Below are 5,904 nucleotides of genomic sequence, written 5' to 3' on the forward strand. Positions count from 1 at the left end.
TTTAAGTGACAGGTTCTGTGGTTAGTGGTAATTAGTATTTTTATTATCTATTTATTTTTTGGTTTTATAATGAAAATTGCTATTGCTGGGACAGGATATGTCGGATTGTCTAATGCTATGCTTTTAGCACAGCATAATGAAGTTGTTGCTATTGATATTATCGAAGAAAAAGTTAATTTACTTAATGATGAAACATCTCCAATCGTTGATACTGAAATTGAAAATTTTCTCCAAAATAAGCAATTAAATTTTTATGCTACATTAGATAAGCAATTAGCATATGAAAATGCTGATTTTGTCATAATTGCGACTCCTACTGATTATGATTCTGTAAATAATTTTTTTAATACCTCATCTGTTGAAGCAGTTATTAAAGATGTTATAGCGATTAATCAAAATGCAGTAATGGTGATTAAATCAACTGTTCCTGTTGGTTATACCGAGCAAATTAAACAACAGTTTGGCTGTGAAAATATTATATTCTCACCTGAATTTTTACGTGAAGGCCGTGCACTATACGATAACTTATACCCTTCTCGAATTATTGTTGGTGAGCAAAGTAAAAGAGCTGAAGTATTTGCTAACTTACTTGTCGAAGGTGCAATTAAAGAAGATATTCCTGTATTGTTTACAGACTCCATAGAGGCGGAAGCGGTTTCTAATACATACCTTGCTATGCGTGTCGCTTACTTTAATGAGCTTGATACTTATGCAGCATCTAATGGTTTAGATTCACGCCAAATTATTGAAGGTGTTGGTTTAGATCCTCGTATTGGTAATCACTATAACAACCCATCATTTGGTTATGGTGGTTACTGTTTACCGAAAGATACTAAACAACTTCGTGCAAATTATCGTGATGTACCAAATAACATCATTGGCGCGATTGTTGATGCGAATACAACTCGTAAAGATTTTATTGCAGACTCTATCATTGCTAAAAATCCTAAGCGTGTTGGTATTTATCGACTAATCATGAAGGCGGGTTCTGATAACTTCCGAGCATCTAGCATTCAAGGCATTATGAAGCGCATTAAAGCGAAAGGTATTGAAGTCGTTGTTTATGAGCCTGTGTTAAAAGAAAAAGAGTTTTTTAACTCACTAGTTATTGAAGATTTATCTGATTTTAAACAAAGCTGTGATGTGATTGTTTCAAACCGTATGGTTGAAGAGCTTTCTGATATTGCCGATAAAGTTTATACCCGTGATCTATTTGGTAACGATTAATATATTACTTCTCCATTTATAAGTTGAGCTATTATGAAATATTTAGTAACTGGTGCTGCTGGTTTTATCGGTAGTGCTATTACTGAGCGTCTAACTGCGCTTGGTCATCAAGTAGTTGGTATCGATAATTTAAATGATTATTACGATGTAAATTTAAAATTATCTCGTTTAGCACGTATTGAGCATCCTAATTTCGAATTTATTAAATTAGATTTAGCTGATCGTGAAGGCATGGCTGAATTATTTAAAGTGCAGCAGTTTGATCGCGTAATTAACTTAGCCGCTCAAGCGGGTGTTCGTTATTCGATTGATAATCCACTAGCTTATGCTGACAGTAACTTGGTTGGCTTTGTAAATGTATTAGAAGGCTGTCGCCATAATAAGGTTAAGCACCTAATTTATGCCTCTTCTAGCTCAGTTTATGGCTTGAATGCTAAAACGCCATTTGAAACAAGTGACTCTGTTGATCACCCAATTTCACTTTATGCGGCTAGTAAAAAAGCAAATGAGCTAATGGCTCACACATATTCACATCTTTATAATTTACCAACAACAGGTTTACGTTTCTTTACTGTCTATGGTCCTTGGGGCCGTCCTGATATGGCATTGTTTAAGTTCACCAATAAGATTATGAATGGCGAGGAAATCGATATTTATAATAATGGTGATATGCAACGCGACTTTACATATATCGATGACATTGTTGAAGGTATTCTACGTATTCAAGATGTAGTACCTCAGAAACAAACTGACTGGTCTGTAGAAACAGGTTCACCAGCAGACAGCTCTGCACCTTATCGTGTTTATAATATTGGCAATGGTAAGTGTGAAAAGTTAATGGATTATATTGAAGCACTTGAATCAAGTTTAGACATTGAAGCGAAGAAAAACTTCATGCCAATGCAGCCGGGTGATGTATATAAAACTTATGCAGATACTAGCGGTTTGTTTGAAGCTACTGGCTATAAGCCTCAAACACCAATTAAGGAAGGTGTTGAGAACTTTGTTCGGTGGTATCGCGACTTTTATAATAAATAAGTCTTTCATTAAATACGGATGAATAATGAATAACAAAATAAAAAAAGCTGTCATTCCTGTGGCAGGGCTAGGTACACGTATGCTTCCGGCAACCAAAGCAATTCCAAAAGAAATGCTGCCGTTAGTCGATAAACCGCTTATTCAATATATTGTGAATGAGTGTGTTAATGCGGGTATTAAAGAAATTGTATTAGTCACGCACTCGTCTAAAAACGCCATTGAAAACCACTTTGATACCTCATTTGAACTAGAAGCAACGTTAGAAGCGCGTGTTAAACGTCAGCTGTTAGATGAAGTTCAAGCGATTTGTCCGAAAGATGTAACCATTATGCATGTGCGTCAAGGTCAGGCGAAAGGCTTAGGTCATGCTGTATTGTGTGCCAAACCGCTAGTGGGTGATGAGTCGTTTGTCGTTGTATTGCCTGATGTGATTTTAGATGAATACACCGCCGACCAAAGCAAAGAAAACTTAGCGGCGATGATTAGTCACTTTGAACAAATAGGTGCGAGCCAAATCATGGTTGAGCCAGTACCAATGAGTGATGTGTCAAAGTACGGTGTGGTGGATTGTAATGGTACTGAGCTAAAAGCAGGTGAGTTTTGTCCTATGGCGCGTATGGTTGAAAAGCCAGCCATTGAAGATGCGCCGTCTAACCTTGCTGTAGTTGGTCGTTATGTTTTATCCCATAACATTTGGGATAAGCTAGCAATGACACCACCAGGCGCGGGTGATGAAATCCAGCTAACTGATGCCATTGATATGCTAATGCAAGATGAAACCGTTGAAGCGTTTCACATGACAGGTCGCTCTCATGATTGTGGTGACAAGTTAGGTTACGCAAAAGCATTTGTTGAATATGGTATGCGTGATAAGGCATTAGGCGGAGCCTTTACTGCTTATATCAAAACACTCAATGACACCTCGTTCACTGATAGTTTAGATCTAACACCATTAAGTGAAAAAGCAGACGCATAATTATCTGTTATCGCATAAATAAAACAGCCCGATATTAGCTCTTTATTACTAGTGCTTAATAATATCGGGCTGTTTTTGTTTTGGGCGTTAGTCAGATTTGATCACGCCACCAGAGCGCATTTAATCATAAAACTCAGTATAAAATAGTCATACCATATAGGTTCAGTTGAGTCTAAAAAGCGAAGCACGAAAGCTTCGCTTGGTTTGAGCTTTTGGCTGTTAACCTTAACTGTTGTGTTCTTTATAGACGTAAATTGAGGTTTTATTGTCTTCAGGCGCAAAATAGAAGGTGAGGCTTTCATGTTCTTTCTCAATCCAAAATGGATTTTGTGTCATGGGAAGGTCGGGCTTGATCCATGCGTCAACGGGTATCTGCTGTGAAAGTGTCATTGATCTCGTATCGATTAATTCCAATCCACCAAATGTGACTTCTTCTTTTCCATTAACTGTGTATTTCTTTAAACCAGAGCAGATAAGGAAATGCTCGCTGGTAAATTTACAGTCCTGATAATCAATATAGTAAGACGTATTTTTTACTGTTGTACTCTGTGGGTTTGCTTTGTTGCCTTTTAACGGCCAAGTGTAAAATTCACGTGAGCCCCAAGTGCCGCCATACAGAGTTTCTGTTTCAGGATCATAAGAAAGGGCACCAATATGATCATTAACTGTAAATTGCTTGGTGATTTCCAGTGAATTAGGATCTACTTTATAGATATTAGAGTGGCTGTGAGGGCGGTATTCTGCCACTGGCATCCAAATATTTTTCCCGTCAAAATCCAAACCACCTGGGTGATAAATATCGCCTTCGCCAAAGGTTACCTGAGCAACCAGTTTTCCGGTTTTATCAAATTTGAATAAATGCCCTTTGCCTTTCCCTGCAGTGCGATCTAACCCTTGCATCAGTTTTGAATATTTTGTTGGCTGCTCTATAACTTCTACAGAAGAGATATAAAAGTAGTCACCGATCTTGACCATGCCTTGAGGATGATAGGTATTGCCTTCTAGTTTGATTTCTTGCTTATTGTCCCATTTCATATGGCTATTTAATTGACTGAAGTTGCTTGCAACATCTTGAGGCAAAGCATAAGCATTTAAAGAAAGTAAGATTACGCTCGGAAGTGTTTTTTTGAACATAGGTCACCAATAAGAATTAAGTTGTCGCGAAATGCGCTAAAACTAAATGAAAATAATGACAGTTCTATTAATTGGTAAAAGGCAAGTGTGAAGGAGTAAATATTCTTACTGCTAATTTTTCGCTGAATAAATCCTGAATTTAATGATATTTTATCCTAATACGCATAACTTGAATGATGCTTTGTGAGTATAATCACAATTAAATGTAATACTAATTGGTAGCATTTCATTACATTATTTTTCACTAGAACGTTTTTCAGGATTTGCTATGACAAACACAAACCGCAACCTCCTGACATGGATCAGTTTTTTATCTTATGCGTTGACTGGCTCGCTGATCATCGTCACAGGTATTGTGATGGGCGATATTGCTAAGTATTTCGACTTACCAATATCGAGCATGAGTAATACCTTTACTTTCTTAAACACAGGTATTTTGATCTCTATTTTCCTCAATGTATGGTTGATGGAAATAGTGCCGTTAAAACGCCAGCTTATCTTTGGTTTTTGTCTCATGGTATTAGCAATTTTAGGGCTAATGTTTGGGCATAACTTGGCAATTTTCTCTGGCTGCATGTTTGTATTAGGTGTGGTGAGTGGTATCACCATGTCGATTGGTACATACCTTATTACCCATATCTATGAAGGTAAGCAACGTGGTTCGCGTCTGCTGTTTACTGATTCGTTCTTTAGTATGGCGGGGATGATTTTCCCTGTGATTTCAGCGGCAGTATTAGCACGTCATCTTGAATGGTACTGGGTATATGTCGCTATCGGTGGTATCTACTTAGCGATTTTTATTCTGACGTTAATTGCTAAATTCCCTGTACTGGGTAAAAAAGACGAAGAAGAATTTGAAGTGATCCCTGAGAAAGAAAAATGGGGCTTAGGCGTGGTGTTCTTAGCGATTGCGGCACTGTGCTACATTCTTGGTCAGCTAGGTTTTGTTTCTTGGATCCCTGAATACGCGACTAAAGATTTAGGTATGTCGATCACCGATGCCGGTCAATTGGTGAGTTACTTCTGGGGCGCATACATGATCGGCATGTGGATCTTCAGTGTACTGTTAAAGAAATTTGACCTGCAGCGTTTCGTGATGGTATTAGCAGCACTAGCAACGGTACTAATGTACTGGTTCAACAAAGATACTGATGCGAAAACATTGCTTTACGTGATTTCAACATTGGGCTTCTTTAGTAGTGCTATTTACACTTCGATCATTACCTTGGGCTCACAGCAAACCAAAGCTGCATCACCGAAATTGGTGAACTTTATTCTGCTTTGCGGCACCATCGGTACCATGCTGACCTTTGTGGTTACCAGTCCAATCGTAGACAAGTTTGGTGCACATGCGGCATTGGTTACCGCAAATGGCTTATACGGCGTGGTATTTGTGATGTGTTTCTTAGTTGGCTTTGTGACTAAGCATCGTATTTATGGTCATGCCGACGCTGAATAAAATAGGCATTCATTTGAAATAAATAAGCCACTACAGTTTTACTGTAGTGGCTTTTTTTATAAAAAAGCAT

Annotated in this window: 5 protein-coding genes; 4 read left to right on the plus strand and 1 reads right to left on the minus strand. The window is 37.9% G+C overall.

The genetic code is table 11. The annotated features are described in order from the left end of the window. Nucleotides 1–69 precede the first annotated feature (69 nt). The 3 genes from E5A76_RS08715 to galU are packed head-to-tail and all read left to right on the plus strand — an operon-like array spanning nt 70 to nt 3,241. On the plus strand, nt 70–1,227 hold the full coding sequence (locus E5A76_RS08715) for a nucleotide sugar dehydrogenase (RefSeq protein WP_161118683.1): 1,158 nt from the start codon (nt 70–72) through the stop codon (nt 1,225–1,227). 33 nt (nt 1,228–1,260) lie between these two features. Next, nucleotides 1,261–2,265: an NAD-dependent epimerase gene (locus E5A76_RS08720; protein WP_161118684.1), complete on the plus strand. Its 1,005-nt coding sequence runs from the start codon at nt 1,261–1,263 to the stop codon at nt 2,263–2,265. A 25-nt stretch (nt 2,266–2,290) separates the two neighbouring features. Beyond that, nucleotides 2,291–3,241 (plus strand): UTP--glucose-1-phosphate uridylyltransferase GalU, encoded by a 951-nt coding sequence (gene galU, locus E5A76_RS08725; protein ID WP_161118685.1) that lies wholly within the window; start codon nt 2,291–2,293, stop codon nt 3,239–3,241. A gap of 225 nt (nt 3,242–3,466) precedes the next feature. Here the strand turns inward: galU and E5A76_RS08730 are convergent, their stop codons facing one another. Continuing rightward, a complete protein-coding gene (locus E5A76_RS08730) occupies nt 3,467–4,375 on the minus strand; it encodes a DUF6454 family protein (RefSeq protein WP_161118686.1) in 909 nt (302 codons plus the stop codon). Between the two features lie 268 nt (nt 4,376–4,643). Between E5A76_RS08730 and tsgA the strand changes: the two genes are divergently transcribed. Beyond that, on the plus strand, nt 4,644–5,834 hold the full coding sequence (tsgA, locus tag E5A76_RS08735) for an MFS transporter TsgA (RefSeq protein ID WP_053987010.1): 1,191 nt from the start codon (nt 4,644–4,646) through the stop codon (nt 5,832–5,834). Nucleotides 5,835–5,904: the final 70 nt, after the last annotated feature.

This window comes from Photobacterium lucens (assembly GCF_009873615.1).
GTDB lineage: Bacteria > Pseudomonadota > Gammaproteobacteria > Enterobacterales > Vibrionaceae > Photobacterium > Photobacterium lucens.